This is a genomic window from Micromonospora sp. C97, from assembly GCF_018070385.1.
Taxonomy (GTDB): domain Bacteria; phylum Actinomycetota; class Actinomycetes; order Mycobacteriales; family Micromonosporaceae; genus Micromonospora; species Micromonospora parva.
Map to the genome: position 1 here is coordinate 268,313 of NZ_JAGPXU010000003.1, position 17,210 is coordinate 285,522.

General features: G+C 71.5%; 13 protein-coding genes. 4 read left to right on the forward strand and 9 right to left on the reverse strand.

Annotated elements, in window-relative coordinates; all coding sequences use genetic code 11:
- Nucleotides 1–192 precede the first annotated feature (192 nt).
- The 6 genes from ccsB to hemL are packed head-to-tail and all read right to left on the reverse strand — an operon-like array spanning nt 193 to nt 6,170.
- Nucleotides 193–1,164: a c-type cytochrome biogenesis protein CcsB gene (ccsB, locus tag KBX26_RS07595; protein WP_210865012.1), complete on the reverse strand. Its 972-nt coding sequence runs from the start codon at nt 1,162–1,164 to the stop codon at nt 193–195.
- Nucleotides 1,164–2,792: a cytochrome c biogenesis protein ResB gene (locus tag KBX26_RS07600; protein WP_030334018.1), complete on the reverse strand. Its 1,629-nt coding sequence runs from the start codon at nt 2,790–2,792 to the stop codon at nt 1,164–1,166. The genes ccsB and KBX26_RS07600 overlap by 1 nt, the downstream gene beginning before the upstream one ends.
- Nucleotides 2,792–3,610: a cytochrome c biogenesis CcdA family protein gene (locus KBX26_RS07605; RefSeq protein ID WP_030334017.1), complete on the reverse strand. Its 819-nt coding sequence runs from the start codon at nt 3,608–3,610 to the stop codon at nt 2,792–2,794. Before KBX26_RS07605 ends, KBX26_RS07600 begins: the two co-directional genes overlap by 1 nt.
- Complete coding sequence (locus KBX26_RS07610) at nt 3,610–4,179, reverse strand: TlpA disulfide reductase family protein (protein ID WP_030334016.1); 570 nt, start codon at nt 4,177–4,179, stop codon at nt 3,610–3,612. Before KBX26_RS07610 ends, KBX26_RS07605 begins: the two co-directional genes overlap by 1 nt.
- Nucleotides 4,179–4,826, reverse strand: a complete 648-nt coding sequence (locus KBX26_RS07615) for a histidine phosphatase family protein (protein ID WP_030334015.1) — start codon at nt 4,824–4,826, stop codon at nt 4,179–4,181. The genes KBX26_RS07610 and KBX26_RS07615 overlap by 1 nt, the downstream gene beginning before the upstream one ends.
- A gap of 6 nt (nt 4,827–4,832) precedes the next feature.
- A complete protein-coding gene (gene hemL, locus KBX26_RS07620) occupies nt 4,833–6,170 on the reverse strand; it encodes a glutamate-1-semialdehyde 2,1-aminomutase (protein ID WP_210865013.1) in 1,338 nt (445 codons plus the stop codon).
- A 178-nt stretch (nt 6,171–6,348) separates the two neighbouring features.
- On the opposite strand from hemL, the gene KBX26_RS07625 reads away from it, so the two are divergent.
- Entirely contained in the window at nt 6,349–6,684 is a 336-nt protein-coding gene (locus KBX26_RS07625) for an STAS domain-containing protein (protein WP_007454492.1), read from the forward strand.
- A gap of 13 nt (nt 6,685–6,697) precedes the next feature.
- Here KBX26_RS07625 and KBX26_RS07630 read toward each other — a convergent pair whose 3' ends face one another.
- The gene (locus KBX26_RS07630) at nt 6,698–7,252 is read right to left on the reverse strand and encodes a two-component system response regulator (RefSeq protein WP_030334012.1); all 555 of its coding nucleotides are present in this window, start codon (nt 7,250–7,252) and stop codon (nt 6,698–6,700) included.
- Nucleotides 7,249–11,064 (reverse strand): HAMP domain-containing protein, encoded by a 3,816-nt coding sequence (locus tag KBX26_RS07635; protein WP_210865014.1) that lies wholly within the window; start codon nt 11,062–11,064, stop codon nt 7,249–7,251. Before KBX26_RS07635 ends, KBX26_RS07630 begins: the two co-directional genes overlap by 4 nt.
- A gap of 294 nt (nt 11,065–11,358) precedes the next feature.
- On the opposite strand from KBX26_RS07635, the gene KBX26_RS07640 reads away from it, so the two are divergent.
- Nucleotides 11,359–13,431 (forward strand): SpoIIE family protein phosphatase, encoded by a 2,073-nt coding sequence (locus KBX26_RS07640; protein ID WP_210865015.1) that lies wholly within the window; start codon nt 11,359–11,361, stop codon nt 13,429–13,431.
- Nucleotides 13,432–13,484: 53 nt separating this feature from the next.
- Here the strand turns inward: KBX26_RS07640 and KBX26_RS07645 are convergent, their stop codons facing one another.
- Complete coding sequence (locus tag KBX26_RS07645) at nt 13,485–14,843, reverse strand: FAD-binding oxidoreductase (RefSeq protein ID WP_210865016.1); 1,359 nt, start codon at nt 14,841–14,843, stop codon at nt 13,485–13,487.
- Between the two features lie 96 nt (nt 14,844–14,939).
- Between KBX26_RS07645 and KBX26_RS07650 the strand changes: the two genes are divergently transcribed.
- Together KBX26_RS07650 and KBX26_RS07655 are read left to right on the forward strand one after the other, a co-directional pair.
- Nucleotides 14,940–17,036, forward strand: a complete 2,097-nt coding sequence (locus KBX26_RS07650; RefSeq protein ID WP_030334005.1) for a S9 family peptidase — start codon at nt 14,940–14,942, stop codon at nt 17,034–17,036.
- A 16-nt stretch (nt 17,037–17,052) separates the two neighbouring features.
- A complete protein-coding gene (locus KBX26_RS07655) occupies nt 17,053–17,208 on the forward strand; it encodes a hypothetical protein (RefSeq protein WP_210865017.1) in 156 nt (51 codons plus the stop codon).
- Nucleotides 17,209–17,210: the final 2 nt, after the last annotated feature.

A 17,210-nucleotide genomic window follows, 5' to 3' on the forward strand; every position in this document is an offset into this window, starting at 1 on the left:
CCGACCACCCGAGCAACGCGACCTGACCCCGGCGACCGGGACCGGGACCGCGACCGGCGACCGTGGGCGGGACCGGCGACCGCGAGCGGGGCCGGCGACCGTGGGCGGGACCGGCGACCGCGAGCGGGGCCGGTGGAACGACGCGGGCCGGTCACGGATGTTCCGTGACCGGCCCGCACCGCGTTGCGGCTGTCAGTCAAGCCCGCCGTAGGAGTGCAGGCCGGTGAAGAAGATGTTCACGCCGAAGAGGTTCATCAGCACGGTGAGGAAGCCGAGCACCGCGATCCAGGTGGCCACGTTGCGCTTCACGCTGGGCGTGGCGCGGGCGTGCAGGTAGCCGGCGTACACCACCCAGGAGATGAACGCCCAGGTCTCCTTCGGGTCCCAACCCCACGGCCGGCCCCAGGCCGCCTCGGCCCAGATGGCCCCGGCGATCACCGCGAAGGTGAAGATCGGAAACGCGAAGGCGTGCAGCGTGAAGGTCAGCCGCTCCAGGCCGGCCGCGCCGGGCAGCCGCTTGGCCAGGGTGTACGGGAAGCTCCGCTTGCCCTGCTCGTACCCGCTGCGCATCAGGAAACCGACCGCCGGCACCACACCGAACAGGAAGATGCCGGACGCGAAGACGATCGTCGAGACGTGGATGACGAACCAGTACGAGTTCAGCGCCGGCACCAGCGGCACGATCGGCACGTACAGCACCAGCTCGGCGGTGGCGACCAGCAGCACCATCACCAGGGTGAGGAAGAGCCCGAGCTTGCGCAGCGACGGCCGCTTCCAGAGCACCACCAGCCAGGCGGCGACCCCGATGAACGTCACCGTGAGCACGAACTCGTACATGTTGCCCCAGGGCATCCGGTCGGCGGCGAGCCCCCGGGTGACCAGCGCGGCCAGGTGCAGCGCGGCGGCGATAGCGGTGGCACCCACCCCGACCAGGCCCGCGAGCCGGGCCTGCCGGGCGGAACGGTCGGCCGGGGGCGACGACGGGACCGGCGCGGGCGGCGTCGGGAGGACACCACCGCCGGCACCGACCAACTCGCGCACCGGAGCCGCCGTGGCGACCCGGGTACGGGCGTTGCCCAGCGCGTACTCGACGGCATGGCCGATCATCGCGACCAGGTAGGCCAGGATCGCGAAGGTCACCAGATTGTCGGAGAGTGCGGACATCACTCGGCTCCTTCTCGCACGCCGGCCCGTTCGGCCGCTGGGTCAGCATCACCCTTGACCGCAGCGATGAGCTGGGTGAACTCGTCGGCGAACCCCGGATAGTCGGTACGCGGCAACCCGCCGACCTCCACCAAGCTACTACCGCTCGTCGGAGATCCTTCCCCGGGGTCGGCCGGCACCACCCGGAAGAACACCCGGCGGCGCTTGCCGAACAGCGAACCCATCAGCCCGACCAGCAGGACACCGCAGCTGACCAGCAGCATCGTCGAACCGGGGTCGTGCCGGATGGAGAGGGTGACGTACCGCTCGGTGCCCAGGAACTCGACTGTCGTGCCGTCGTCCAGCGTCCACTTCTCGCCCTTGCGGAGCAGTTTGGTGCCGACCTCCTTGACCTTCCCGGTCCGCACCTGCCGCTGGTCGAGTTCGTAGACCGAGCCGGGGATGCCGGCGTCCAGGCCGAGGTTGCCCCGGTAGGCGACCAGGTTCAGCGCCGGGTTGCGCTCGGTCGGGTACTGCGAGCGGACGAACGGCGCCTGCTCGGGTGCCGTGGGCAGGTAGATGCCGGTGAACGCCATCTGCTGGTCCGGTGCCCGCTGGCCGGTCGCCGGGTCGACGTTGGCGTCCGGGAAGGCGGCCAACCCTTCGCTGGTCAGGCCCATGTCACCGGTGGTCAGGAACGGCTCGTCACTGATCTGGCTGTTGCCGAACCGGTCGGTGTAGCGGATCACCGGGGCGTACCCGTGGCCGAGCAGGTAGACGTTCGCGTCGTTCAACCGCAGCGGCGAGTTCACCGAGAAGTCGGCGCTGCGGGTCGGCTCGTCCGGGCCGTCAACCGTCACCGTGGCGTTGAAGAACTCCGGCTGACCGCTGTCCAGGAAGCGGGCCTGGAAGTCGTCCAGCCGCAGACAGAAGCGGGGCAGGTCGGCGCTGTCCACCCGGGGGCCGAGCTTCGCTTCGGCGTACTGCTGGCGGGTGTTGCAGAACGCGTTGTCCGCGCCGGCCACCAGCAGCCGGTTGCCGCTCCAGCCGTACCAGGAGCCCAGCGCCACGCCGATCAGCACCGCGATCAGCGAGGTGTGGAACAGCAGGTTGCCGGTCTCCTTGAGGTAGCCCTTCTCGGCGGAGACCTCGTCGCCGCGCACCTCGACGCGCCAGCGGCGCTTGCGCAGCACCTCGGCGATCGCCGCCGTGCCACCGGGCGGGGCGGGCAGCACTGTGTGCTGCGGCAGCCGGGCCATCCGCTTCGGCGCGGCCGGCGGCCGGGACCGCAGGGCGCGGATGTGGTCCCGCAGGCGGGGCGTGATGCAGCCGATCAGGGAGGTGAACAGCAGCAGGTAGATCGCGGAGAACCAGACCGAGCCGAAGACCTCGAACGCGCCGATCCGGTTCAGCCGGGGAGCCCAGTCGGGGTGGTCGACGAAGTACTGGTTGACCTTCTCCGGGCTGATCCCGCGCTGCGGCAGCACCGAGCCGGGGATGGCGGCGATCGCGAGCAGGAAGAGCAGGATCAGGGCCGTACGCATGCTGGTCAGCTGCCGCCACGAGTTGCGCAGCAGGGCCAGCAGCCGGTTCGGCCGGCGGCGCGGCGCGGGCGCCACGGTCTCCGGTCGGTCGTCGACGACCGTCATCAGATGCTCACCTCGCCCACCCCGACGGTGGTCTGCAACCAGATCACGAAGCTCTGCCATCCGCCGGTGACCAGGGCCAGGCCGATCAGGATGAGCAGGGCGCCGCCGACCCGGGTGACCCAGCGGCTGTTGCGCCGGACGGCGCGGAAGACCCCGAGCAGACGTTCGAAGCCCAGCCCGAAGACGATGAACGGTATCCCCAACCCGAGGCAGTACGCCACGGCGAGCACCACCGCGCGGTCGCTCTGCCCGCTGGTGGCGGCCATGCCCATCACCGCGCCGAGGGTGGGGCCGGTGCAGGGCACCCAGCTCAGCGCGAAGACCGCACCGAAGACCGGTGCGCCGAGCAGGCCGGCCGACGGCAGCCGGGAGATCCGGAACTCGCGTTGCAGCGCCGGGATCATCCCGAGGTAGCCCAGGCCGAGCACGATGATCAGGGCGCCGACGACGATCTCCAGCTGCCGCTCGTACTCGAAGAAGACCCGGCCGATGCCGGCGAACAGGATCGCGGTGGCGACGAAGACGACGGTGAAGCCGGCGATGAACAGCAGCGTCCCGGCGAGCACCCGGCCCTTGACCGCGCCGACCCGCGCGACCCGTTCCTTGACGGCGACACCCCCGCCGGTCGGCGCCGGGTCCGCCGCCGGTCGGCGGCCCTCCAGGTCGGCACCGGCCAGGCCGGTCACGTACGACAGGTAGCCGGGGACGAGCGGAAGCACACACGGGGACAGGAAGCTGACCAGACCGGCGAGCGCCGCCGCGGCCATGGCGAGCAGCAGCGGCCCGTCCAGCGCGAGTTGCCGGAACGTCTCGCCCATCAGTTCGGCGCCGGCTTCTCGGCGGCGATCCGCTCGACGATCGGTTGCAGGCCCTCCTGCTTGACGGCGGCCCGGATCACCGCGGCGATCCGGCCGTCCCGGTCGAGCACCACCGTCGCCGGGACGGTGTTCGGCGGGATGTCCAGGTCGAGCGCCAACCGGCTGGACGGGTCGAAGAGGCTCGGGTAGGTGACCCGCCCCTTCTCGAACGCCTTGGCCTTGTCCCGCGAGTCCTGGACGTTGACGCCGAGGAAGTCCACCCCGGAACCCTTGGTGGCCTGGTAGACGGCTTCCAGGTCGTCGGCCTCGGCGCGGCACGGCGCGCACCAGGAACCCCAGAAGTTGACCACCACCACCTGCCCGCGAGCGTCGCTGACGTCATAGCTGCCACCGAGAAGCAGCTCACCGGCGAGCTTCGGGGGCGCGGAGCGCTGGTCCGGTGCGCACTCGAAGATCCCGTCGGTGGTGGTGGTGCAGGTCTTCTCCTGCGCCTTCGACGACGTGCAGCCGACCAGCGCCACCGCGGCGACGCTGGCGAGCAGACCCGCGGTCCACCTCCGGGCGTTCATCAGGCCCCCTTGGCCGTCCGGGCGGTCGCGGAGAGAGCGATCAGGTGCGCGGCCGGCTCGCTGTAGCCGATGCCCACCACCTTCGCGCCGTCGAAGTGGAACGAGGTGAGACTCGCCAGCCCGCACTGCCGCTTACGCGGGTCGTGCCAGAGCCGCTTGCGCTCGACGTAACGGCGCAGCGTCCAGATCGGGAGCTGGTGCGACACCAGCACCGCCTCGCGGCCCTCGGCGGCGACCCGGGCGGCGTGCACGGCGGCGAACATCCGCTCGGCGATCACCCGGTACGCCTCACCCCAGGACGGGGTCACCGGGTCGCGCAACACCCACCAGTTACGCGGGTCGCGGAACGACCCGTCACCCGGGGAGACCTTCTTGCCCTCGAACCAGTTGGCGCTCTCGATCAGCCGCTCGTCCACCCCGACCGGCAGCCCGAACTGGGCGGCGATCGGCTCGGCGGTCTGCTGGGCGCGTTCCAGCGGGCTGGCCACCACGTGCACGATCTCCCGCTCGGCCAGGCCCTGCGCGGCGGCCTTGGCCATCTGCACGCCCAGCTCGGAGAGGCGGAAACCGGGCAGCCGGCCGTAGAGGATCTGGTCGGGGTTGTGCACCTCGCCGTGCCGGAGCACGTGAACCACCGTCTTACTCACCGTTGACTACCCCCCGTGACCGGCCGCTGCCGCCGCGTTCGCCGCCGTCGGCAGCGCGTCGGCGATGTGCTCCAGAGCGGCGTCGTCGATCGCCGCCGACACGAACCACGATTCGAACGCGCTGGGCGGCAGGTAGACCCCGGCGGCGAGCATCGCGTGGAAGAACGCCTTGAACGCCGGCACCTGCTGGGTGCGCGCGCTGTCGTAGTCGACCACGTCGGCGTCGGTGAAGAAGATCGAGAACATGCTGCCCGCGTACGACAGGCGGTGCGCGACCCCGGCGGCGGCCAACGCGTCGGACGCCAGCTTGCCCACGACGGTCGCCGTCTCGTCGAGGCGCTGGTACAGCGCGTCGTCGGCGAGCCGCAGGGTGGCCAGACCGGCGGCGCAGGCCAACGGGTTACCGGACAGGGTGCCGGCCTGGTAGACCGGGCCGGCCGGCGCGAGCCGCGCCATGATGTCCGCCCGCCCGCCGAACGCCGCGGCCGGCAGGCCACCACCCATGACCTTGCCGTACGTCCACAGGTCGGCGTCGGACGCGTCGAGGCCGTGCCACCCGGCGCGGGAGACCCGGAACCCCGTCATCACCTCGTCCACCACGAGCAGGGCGCCGTGGGCGTGCGCGATCCGGGCGAGCTGCTGGTTGAAGCCGTCGCGGGGGGCCACCACGCCCATGTTGCCGGCGGCGGCCTCGGTGATCACCGCGGCGATGTGCTGGCCCTCGGCGGCGAACGCCTCCTCGACGGCCCGGATGTCGTTGTACGGCAGCACGATCGTCTCGCTGGCCGCCGCGCCGGTCACGCCGGGCGAGTCGGGCAGGCCCAGCGTGGCCACGCCGGAGCCGGCGGCGGCGAGCAGGGCGTCGACGTGACCGTGGTAGCAGCCGGCGAACTTGACGATCTTCGAGCGGCCGGTGAAGCCGCGCGCCAGCCGGATCGCCGACATGGTCGCCTCGGTGCCGGAGTTGACCAGACGGACCTGCTCGACCGGGGTGCGGGCGACGATCTCGGCCGCCAACTCCACCTCACCGGGAGTGGGCGTGCCGAAGCTGGTGCCCCGGGCCGCGGCGGCCTGGACGGCTTCCACCACCTCCGGGTGGGCGTGCCCGAGGATCAGCGGACCCCACGAGCAGACCAGGTCGACGTAGCGGCGACCGTCGGCGTCGTACAGCCACGGGCCCTCACCACGGACCATGAAGCGGGGGGTGCCGCCAACCGCCTGGAAGGCGCGCACAGGGGAGTTGACCCCGCCCGGCACGATGGCGCGGGCGCGGTCGAACAGGGCCTCGGAGGCCGGCGCGTCGGCTGGGTAGCGGCCTGGTCCGGCGGGAAAGATGTCGGTCACGATGCGGTCATTGTGACAGCGCCAGACGGCCCACCAGCAGCCACCCCGTTGTCGGGTTACCCGGCTCACCCATGACCCGCGCCCCTCGGCAGCGCCGAGAAGGGGACCCTCGTGGCCTCGACGACCATGCTCACGGCCTCGACAGGCCAGGTCGGTCGGATCGCGCTAGGCTGATCGGGTGGATCGTGCCGAACTGTCCATCACGCTACACCGGACGGGCGACGAAGCAGTGCTGCGCCTGGCCGGTGAGATCGACATGCTCACGGCGGCGCAGCTCTCCACCGTCGTCAACGAGGTGCTGGCCGACCCACCCCCGCGGATCGTGCTCGATCTCGGTGGTGTCACCTTCTGCGACTCGCAGGGTCTGGGCACCCTCGTCGTGCTCAGCCGCAAGGCCAGCCACGCGCAGAGCCTGCTGATGCTGACCCACGTGGGCGACTTCCTGATCCGCGTACTGGACATCACCGGCCTGCGCAGCGCCCTGATGATCCGCAACGACCAGCCCACCGGCTGAGCCGCCCGCCGCCTCAGGCGGTGTTGCCCCAGCGGGCCTGTTCGAGCAGCCGCACCGCCCGGTCGCGGACCTCCGGGTCGTCCGAGCGGAGCAGGGCCGTCGCCTCGTCGACGGCGTCGGTGAGCCGCCGCCACTGCGTGTCGCGCTCCCGGACCAGGTCCGACTGGGTGGCCAGCTGCCGGGTCTTCACCCACAGCTCGACGAAGACCGACACCTTGGCCCGCAGCACCCACGGGTCGAACGGCTTGGTGAGATAGTCCACCGCACCCACCTGGTAACCCCGCAGAGCGAGCTGGGCGTCCCGGTCGGCGGCGGTGAGGAAGATGATCGGCACGTGCCGGGTCCGTTCGCGGCGCTTGATGTGGCTCGCCGTCTCGAAGCCGTCCATGTCCGGCATCTGCGCGTCCAACAGGATGACCGCGAAGTCGTCCACCAGCAGCTGCTTGAGCGCCGCCTCGCCGCTCTCCACCGCCACGGACTGGACCGGCAGCCCCTGGAGGATCGCCTCCAGGGCCGTCAGATTCTGCCGCCGGTCGTCCACGAGCAGCGCTTTGGCCATCTGGGTCACGAAGTCTCCTCGGTGCGGCTGCCGTTGATCCAGGACGACATCAGCTCGATCAGGTCGTCCAGGTCGACCGGCTTGGTGATGTAGTCGCTGCCCCCGGCAGCGAGCGCCGACTCACGGTCGCCGGGCATCGCCTTCGCGGTCAGGAAGACCACCGGAAGGTCCGCGAACCGGTGGTTGCGGCGAATCTGACGGGTGGTCTCGTAACCGTCCTGGTCAGGCATCATGGCGTCCATCAGCACGATGTCCACCTCCGGGTGCTCGGCCAGCAGGCGGACACCGTCCGCCCCGTTGTCCGAGTACAGCACGGTCATCCCGTGCAGCTCCAACGCACTGGTCAGGGCGAAGACGTTGCGGACGTCGTCGTCAACGATCAGCACGGTGGCGCCGTCCAGTTGCCGGGTGGCCGGTGCCTCCGGCCGATCCGGCAACAGCTCCAGCGGCGGCATCAGCAGCGACGACGGCAGGCCGGCCCGCTGCGGGGACGGGGTCTGCGGCGCGACCACGGCGTCCGGGGCCAGCACCTGCGGCACGAACAGGGTGAACGTCGACCCCTGACCGGGCGCGGACGAGACGGTGATGGTGCCGCCGATCAGTCGGGCCAGATCGCGGCTGATCGACAGACCCAGGCCGGTGCCGCCGTACCGGCGACTTGTCGTGCCGTCGGCCTGCTGGAACGCCTCGAAGATGATCGACAACTTGTCGTCGGAGATGCCGATCCCGGTGTCGATCACGGTGAACGCGATCACCTGCTGGGCGTTCGTCAGCGCCGGGACGTCGAAGACCGCGTTCTCCGCGGCCGGGGCGATCCGCAGCGTCACCGCACCGTTGTCGGTGAACTTCACCGCGTTGGAGAGCAGGTTGCGCAGGATCTGCTGCAACCGCTGCGGGTCGGTCACCAACGCCGGCGGCAGATCCTTGCTCACCCGTACCTGGAAGTCCAGGTTCTTCTCCTCGGCCTGCGGCGCGAACGCCTGCTCGACGTAGCCGCGCAGCTCGGTGAAGCGGATCTCGGTCGGCTCGACGTCCATCCGACCCGCCTCGATCTTCGACAGGTCGAGGATGTCGTCGATCAGACGGAGCAGGTCGGAGCCGGACCCGTGGATGGTCCGGGCGAACTCGATCTGCTTCGGGCTGAGGTTCTGCTCCGAGTTCTCGGCCAGCAGACGGGCCAGCAGCAGCAACGAGTTCAGCGGGGTCCGCAGCTCGTGGCTCATGTTGGCCAGGAACTCCGACTTGTACGCCGACGCCCGGGTCAGCTGCTGCGCCTTCTCCTCCAGGCCCAGCCGGGCCAGCTCGATCTCCCGGTTCTTCGTCTCGATGTTGCCCTTCTGCTCGGACAGCAGCGTGGCCTTCTCCTCCAGCTCGGCGTTGGTGCGCTGCAACTCCGCCGACTGCTCCTGCATCTCGTGCGCCAGCCGCTGCGACTGGGCCAGCAGTTCCTCCGTACGCCGGTTGGCCTGGATGGTGTTGACGGCGATGCCGATGGTGAGCACCAGCCGCTCCAGGAACGACAGGTGCAGCTCGGAGAAGGCCGACACGCTGGCGAACTCGATCACCCCGAGCAGCTCACCCTCGAACAGGACGGGCAGCACCACCAGATCGGTCGGGGGCGTCTCGGCCAGGCCGGAGCGCAGGGTGAGGCGACTGTTCGGCGGGGCGCTGACCCGGATCGTGCGACGGGAGAGCGCCGTCTGACCGACCAGCCCTTCACCCGGCCCGAAGGTGACGTCGTGCCCGCGCGCCACGTACCCGTACGAGGAGGTCAGCCGCAGCCGCATGCTGCCGTCGGCGTCGTCGGCCAGGAAGAAGGCACCGAGCTGGGCGTCGACCAGCGGGGTCACCTCCGTCATGATCATGCGGCAGACCTCACCGAGGTCGCGCTGGCCCTGCAACAGGCCGCCGATCCGGGCGAGGTTGGAGTCCAGCCAGCCCTGCTCGGCGTTCTTCTTGGTCGTCTCCCGGAGGGTGACGATCATCTGGTTGATGTTGTCCTTCAGCTCGGCGACCTCGCCCTGCGCCTTGACCGCGATCCGCTGGGTCAGGTCGCCGCGGGTCACCGACGTGGACACCTGGGCGATGGCGCGCAACTGCGTGGTCAGCGTCGAGGCGAGCTGGTTGACGTTCTCGGTGAGGTCCCGCCAGGTGCCGGAAACCCCCTTCACCTGCGCCTGCCCGCCGAGCTTGCCCTCGATACCGACCTCGCGGGCAACCCGGGTCACCTCGTCGGCGAACGACGACAGCTGGTCGACCATGGTGTTGACAGTCGACTTCAGCTCCAGGATCTCGCCCTGGGCGTCCACCGTGATCTTCTGCGACAGGTCACCCTTCGCCACGGCGGTCGTCACCGACGCGATGTTGCGGACCTGGCTGGTCAGGTTCGACGCCATCGAGTTGACGTTGTCAGTCAGATCCCGCCAGGTGCCGGAAACGCCCTTCACCTGCGCCTGACCACCCAGGTTGCCCTCGGTGCCCACCTCACGCGCGACCCGGGTCACCTCGTCGGCGAACGACGACAACTGGTCGACCATCGTGTTGACGGTGTTCTTCAGCTCCAGGATCTCGCCCTGGGCGTCCACCGTGATCTTCTGCGACAGGTCACCCTTGGCCACGGCCGTGGAGACCTGGGAGATGTTGCGGACCTGGCTGGTCAGGTTGCCGGCCAGCTGGTTGACGTTCTCGGTGAGGTCACGCCAGGTGCCGGAGACGCCGCGTACCTGGGCCTGGCCGCCCAGCTTGCCCTCGATGCCCACCTCACGCGCGACCCGGGTCACCTCGTCGGCGAACGACGACAACTGGTCCACCATCGTGTTGACGGTGTCCTTCAGCTCCAGGATCTCGCCCTGCGCCGCCACGGTGATCTTCTGCGACAGGTCACCGCGCGCCACCGCGGTGGAGACCTGCGCGATGTTACGGACCTGGGCGGTCAGGTTCGACGCCATCGAGTTGACGCTGTCGGTCAGGTCCTTCCAGGTGCCCGCCACGTTCGGCACCTCGGCCTGGCCACCCAACTTGCCCTCGGTGCCCACCTCACGGGCCACCCGGGTCACCTGCTCGGCGAAGAGCCGCAGGGTGTCGGTGAGGTAGTTCATCGTGGCGGCCAGCTCGGCGACCTCACCCCGCGCGCCGACAGTGATCTTCTGCGACAGGTCACCCTTCGCCACCGCCGTCGCCACCTGCGAGATCGACCGCACCTGGCCGGTCAGGTTCGACGCCATGGTGTTGACCGAGTCGGTGAGGTCCTTCCAGGTGCCGGCGACGCCCCGCACGTCGGCCTGGCCGCCCAGCTTGCCCTCGGTGCCCACCTCACGGGCCACCCGGGTCACCTCGTCGGCGAACGACGACAACTGGTCCACCATCGTGTTCACCGTGCGCCCGATGCGCAGGTACTCACCGCGCAGCGGCCGACCGTCGATCTCCAACGCCATGTGCTGGGACAGGTCACCGTCGGCCACCGCCACGATCACCCGGGCGATCTCGGTGGTGGGTCGACCCAGGTCGTCGATCAGCGAGTTGATCGCCCGCTGCCCCTCCGCCCAGGAGCCGTCCAGCCCCTCGTCGTCGAGCCGCTCGGTGAGCCGGCCGTCGCGGCCGACGATCCGGCTGATCCGCCGCAGGTCCAGGTACTGCCGTTCCTGGAGCGAGACCACCTCGTTGAAGGCGTCCGCCACCTCGCCCGCCTTGCCGGCGCGGCGGGGAAGCCGGACCTTCAGGTCGCCGCGACCGATCCGTCGCAGGGCCTCGGTCAACTCGCCGAGGAGCGCCTCGTGGTCGGGCGCGGACGGATCCGCGAACGACTGCTTCGCCGTGGTCATCATTCCTCGCTCAACTTGGGGGCGCCGGTCCGTGCGGACACGCCGGCACCCCATATTGTGCCCGCGCACGCCGTGGTGCCAGGGTGCGCGACCCGCCAGATCGCATCGATCGCCCCGCCGAGCCGCCCGATCGGCGCCGAGCCGGCACGGCGCGCCGCAAACCTCGCCCGGCGCCCGCGCCGGCCCTTTCGACGCGTCAGCGGCGTGCCCCGCCGCAGGTGGGACTGACCGACGCGACAGTCCCGATTGATGATCCGCTTGGCACCCGGCAGGGGAACGGTGGAGGATACGGGGGTGTCAGCCGAGGCGGGGCCCGCGACGGCCGGGGCCCGGGACGGGGCCGTCCGGCGTGTCCGGCTGCCCGCCGACCGCCGTACGCCGGCCGCCGCCCGCGCCGTGGTCCGCTCGGTGTTGACCGAGTCACACCTGGACGAGCTGGCCAACGAGGCACTGCTGCTCACCACCGAGCTGACCACCAACGCCGTCGAACACGCCGGCACCGAGCTGGACATCGAGGTCGTCGCCGACGAGGTCGGGCTGACCGTCACCGTCTCCGACTTCGCCCCCGGCTCGGGCGACGAGCTGACAGTCGGCGACCGCAACGACGCCACCGAGATCAACGAGGTCTCCGTGCGGGGCCGAGGTCTGCTGCTCGTCGACCACTTCGCCAGCCGCTGGGGCACCACGTACCTGCCCACCGGGAAGGGCGTCTGGTTCCGGCTGGACCGCCCCGGCGTCGACCCGCCCGCCGCGGGCACCGTCGGCGAGTCGACACCGGCCAGCGCCGGCCCACCGACGGGCGCCGACCCGTCCGCGCCGAGCGCCAGCGCGATGAGCGAACTCATGCAGACCGCCCCCGACCTGTACGGGGACGACCCGCTGCCCGACTTCGCCACCAGCCTGCTGAGCCGGGTCGCCGAGATGGTGGGCGCGGCCGGCGGCACGATCCGACTGGACCGGGGCGACGGGCAGGGCAGTCAGGTGCTGGCCCGCTTCGGTCGGCCGCCCCGCCCCGGCAGTGAGCTGCTCCGGGTGCCGCTGACGGTGCACCGCCCGTACGCCGGCGAGTTGGAGCTGGACGCGGCGCCGTCGGCGTACGCCCAACCGTTGGCGGTGCTCACCGCCGAGCGGCTGTCGCTGCACCTGGAGAACGACCGGCTGCGCCGGGCCGACATCCGCCGGCAGGTGTGGCTGACCTTCCTGGCCGAGGCGAGTGAACTGCTGGCCCAGTCGTTGGACGTCGACCTGACCATGGCGCTGGTGCCGCAGTTGGTGGTGCCGCGACTCGGTCAGTGGTGCGCTGTGCACACCACCGACGAGTGGGGTCGGCTGCGGTTGGCGGCGGCCAGCCACGCCGACGAGTCGATGCTGCCGCAGTTGCACAAGGTGCTGGCCGAGACCGGGCCGGACTCGGTCCAGGCCCGCCTGCGCGAGGCGTCCCGCAGCGCGGCGCAGATCCCGCTGGGCGGGCCGATGGAGGGTTTCGCGGTCCCGCTGATCGCCCGCGGGCAGCGGCTCGGCACCCTGGCGGTGGGGCGGCACCAGCGGCACCGGCACGACCCGGACGAGGTGGCCGTGTTGGAGGACGTGGCCCGGCGGGCCGCGCTGGCCATCGAGAACGCCCGGATCCACGCCGAGCGCCGTCGCGTGGCGCAGACGCTGCAGCAGTCGCTGCTGCCCCCGGTGCTGCCGGTGGTGGACGGGATCGGGTTCGCCGCCGAGTACGTCCCGACCGGCGACGACGCCGAGGTGGGGGGCGACTTCTACGACGTGGTGCCGCTGCCGGACGGACGCTGGCTGGTGGTGATCGGTGATGTCTCGGGCAAGGGTGTCCAGGCCGCCGCGGTGACCGGGCTGGTCCGCGACGTGATCAGGGTGCTGGTCGGCGACGGCAAACCGTTGCCGGAGGCGCTGGCCCGGCTCAACGACACGCTTGTCGAGCGCGGTGGCGGCCGTTACTGCACGTTGGCGCTGGCGGCGGTCGGGCCGGGCCAGGGCGACCAGTTGGCGGTGTCGCTGCACCTCGCCGGGCACGACCGGCCGGTGCTGCTGGCCGGGACGGGCGGCGCTGAGTTCGTCGGCACCGGCGGCACCGCGCTCGGCCTGCTCGACACGATCACCTCGCCAACGGCGGAGATCACGCTCGCCCCGGGCGATTCACTGATCTTCTACACCGACGGGGTCACCGAGCGGCGGCGCGGCCGGGAGCTGTTCGGCACCGACCGGCTGCGGGACGCCGCCGCGCCGCTGGCCGGTTACTCGGCCGACGTGGTGGCCGCCCGGCTGCGCGCCGCGGCGATCAACTTCTCGGTGGAGCCGCCCCGGGACGACATCGCCGTCCTGGTGCTGCGCAACGACGCGACCTGACCGTCGCGCCGTCTCCGGGTCTCGGGTCGCAGCTCCGATGCCCTGCCCCGACCTCACAGGCCGCCGGGGAGCCGGCCGGGGGCGAGTCGGTGCTCCGGATCCAGGTGACGCTTCGCGGCGCGCAACTGGGCCAGGCCGGCCAGCTCACCCCAGAGGTCGACCGCCTGACGGACCGCCGCCGGAGCGGAGATCACCACGCAGCGACCCTGCCGGGCCAGCAGCACCCCGCGGACGGCGGCCAGGATGGACGCCACCCGGTCGGGTGCCAGCGCCCCGGGCAGTGCCGCGTGCACCATGCCCAGCCCGGCGGACCCGCGCACCGGGACGGGCGTGCCGGCCGCGTCGCGGAGCGCGTACACGGCGGCGTGCAGATCGCCGATCGGCACCTCCAGGCGCAGTGCCGTGTCACCGGGCGCGAACGGATAGCGGCGCCACCACGTCGGCGCCGAGTGGGCGATGGTGGCCTCGCCGTGCAACAGGCCGACCAGCCGCTCGGCCCGCTCGGTGACGTCGGCGGGGCCGCCCTCCAGCAGCACCACCAGGCTGCCGGCCCGGGACGGGGCACCGGCCCGGCCGGACATCGACGGGTGGCGCTCCCGGGCGGTGGCCGCCGGGTGACCGGGCGGGTACGGCGTACGCGGGCGGGGGGTGCCCCCGGGCAGATCCAGTTCGATGGCCGACGGCTCCAGTCGGGCGGCGAGGATCGTCCGGACCAGGTCGTGCACCTCCAACGGCGTCCACACCGGGCGGGACACCCAGAGCCTGCTGGCCGGCAGCGGCTGCACCCGCAGGCTCGCCGAGACCAGCACGCCGAGCGCGCCCTGGGAGCCGCAGAGCAGGTGGGCCAGGTCGAGGCCGGGCGCCCCGCCACCGATGCTGATCAGCTCGCCGTCGGCGGCGAGGTAGCGCACACCGAGCAGTTGGTCGCAGGGGCTGCCGTGGCGGTGCCGGAGCGGACCGGCCTCGCCGGCGGCGAGCACGCCACCCAGAGTCGCGCCGGGTGACGGGGCGTCCATCGCGAGCCGTTGCCCGGTGCGCTCCAGGGTGGCCTGCACCGCCCGCAGTGGAGTGCCGGCTCCCACGTCGGTGACCAGCGAATCGGCCTGCTCGTGACCGATGCCGGCGAGCCGGCCGGTGTCGAGCAGGATGTCGACCTGAACGGGCGTGGCACCCCAGTCGATCTTCGTGCCCGCGCCTCGGGGCACCACCGTCAGATCGTGTCTGGCGGCCAGCCGCAGCACCTCGGCGGCGGCGTGCGGGCCGCCGGGAACGGCCACCCAGCGTGCCGGCCGCCCCGCCACCTCGTCGGCGGGCCCGGCCAGCCGGGAGAAGGGCGGGCCGCAGATCGCCGCCAACCGCCGGGTGATCTCAAGGGCTCCGGACCGGCCGAGGGAACTCGCTGCTGCCGCCATGCCGGCCATCGTACATGTGTTCGAATGCAGTGGTAGCGGGTATCGGGATGCCGCTGGTCCGGCGCACTGCCGCTGCCGGCCGGTAACGTGGCCGCCGTGACCACCGAGACTGCCCCGCCCGCGGCGAAGCGGGTGCCCAGCGAGCGCACCCACCACGGCGACACCGTCGTCGACGAGTACGCCTGGCTCGCCGCCAAGGACGACCCGGAGACGATCGCCTACCTGACCGCCGAGAACGAGTACACCGACGCGCGGACGGCACACCTGGCCGACCTGCGCGCCGACCTGTTCGAGGAGACTCGCCGACGCACCCAGGAGACCGACCTGTCCGTGCCGACCCGCAAGGGCGGTCACTGGTACTACACCCGGACGGTCGAGGGGCAGCAGTACGGAGTGCAGTGCCGACGGGCGGTCCGCGACGGTGAGACCGACCCGCCGGTCAGCGTGGACGGCGCCCCACTCGACGGCGAGGAGGTGCTGCTCGACGGAAACCTGCTGGCCGAGGGGCACGACTTCTTCTCGCTCGGCGCGTTCGACGTCAGCCCCGACGGTCGCTGGCTGGCCTACTCCACCGACTTCTCCGGCGACGAACGGTTCACCCTGCGGGTGAAGGACCTGACCACCGGTGAGCTGCTGCCCGACGAGGTGCCGGACACGTTCTACGGCACCGCCTGGTCGACCGACGCCTCGGTGCTGTTCTACGTGACGGTGGACGACGCCTGGCGACCGAACCGGGTCTGGCGGCACACCATCGGCTCCCCCGCCGCCGACGACGTGGTGGTCCACCAGGAGGACGACGAGCGGTTCTGGGTGGGCGTGGAGCTCACCCGGTCGGAGAAGTTCATCCTCATCGACGTGCACAGCAAGATCACCAGCGAGGTCCTGGTGATCCCCGCCGGCAACCCGACCGGCGCGCCCGCCGTGATCGCGCCCCGCCGGCAGGGCGTCGAATACACGGTGGAGCACCACGGGCACCGCTTCCTGATCCTGCACAACGACAACGCTGAGGACTTCGCACTGGCGTTCACCTCGGCGGACGTACCGGGCGACTGGGTGCCGCTGATCGAGCACACCCCCGGCACCCGGCTGGAGGCCGTGGACGCCTTCGCCAACCACCTGGTGGTGTCACTGCGCACCGACGGGCTCACCGGGCTGCGGGTGCTGCCGGTGGGCAGCGACGACGGGTACGACATCGACTTCCCCGAGCCGCTGTACAGCGTCGGGTTGGACGCCAACCCCGAGTACCGCACCGGTCGGGTCCGGCTGCGCTACTCCTCCCTCATCACCCCCGACTCGGTGTACGACTACGACCTGGTCACCCGGCAGATGGTGCTGCTCAAGCAGAAGCCGGTGCTGCCCGGGCCGGACGGGCGACCGTACGACCCGGCCGAGTACGAGCAGCACCGCGACTGGGCGCTCGCCGACGACGGCACCCGGGTGCCGATCTCGCTGGTCTGCCGGGTCGGCACCCCCCGGGACGGCTCGGCGCCCTGCGAGCTGTACGGCTACGGCTCGTACGAGGCCAGCATGGACCCGTGGTTCTCGGTGGCCCGGCTGTCCCTGTTGGACCGGGGCGTGGTCTTCGCGGTGGCGCACATCAGGGGCGGCGGTGAGCTGGGCCGACGGTGGTACGACCAGGGCAAGCTGCTGGCCAAGAAGAACACCTTCACCGACTTCGTGGCGTGCGCCCGGCACCTGGTCAAGGCCGGCTGGACGGCCAGCGACCGACTGGTCGCCCGGGGCGCCTCGGCCGGTGGCCTGCTGATGGGTGCGGTGGCCAACCTCGCGCCGGACGCGTTCACCGGGATCGTGGCGCAGGTGCCGTTCGTGGACGCGCTCACCTCGATCCTCGACCCGTCGCTGCCGCTGACAGTCACCGAGTGGGAGGAGTGGGGCAACCCCCTCGACGACCCCGAGGTGTACGCGTACATGAAGTCCTACACGCCGTACGAGAACGTCACCGCCGTGGACTATCCCGCGATCCTCGCGGTGACCAGCCTCAACGACACCCGGGTGCTCTACTCCGAGCCGGCGAAGTGGATCGCCCGGCTGCGGGCGGTCGCCCCGGGCGGCGACTACCTGCTGAAGACCGAGATGGGTGCCGGGCACGGCGGCCCGAGCGGTCGCTACGACTCCTGGCGCGAGGAGGCGTTCATCAACGCCTGGATCCTGGACCGCCTCGGTCGCGCCTGACGACGGGGCGGCGGCGATGACCGACGAGGACGAGCCGGGGTCGACGCCCCGGCGCACCTCCGCGTGGATGATCCTCGCCGTGGTCGCCGCCGCCCTGCTCGTCTGCTGCTGCTCCGCCGCCGTGGGCCTGCTGATCTCCTGGTCGGCCGGGCTCTTTCACAACCCGACCTGACC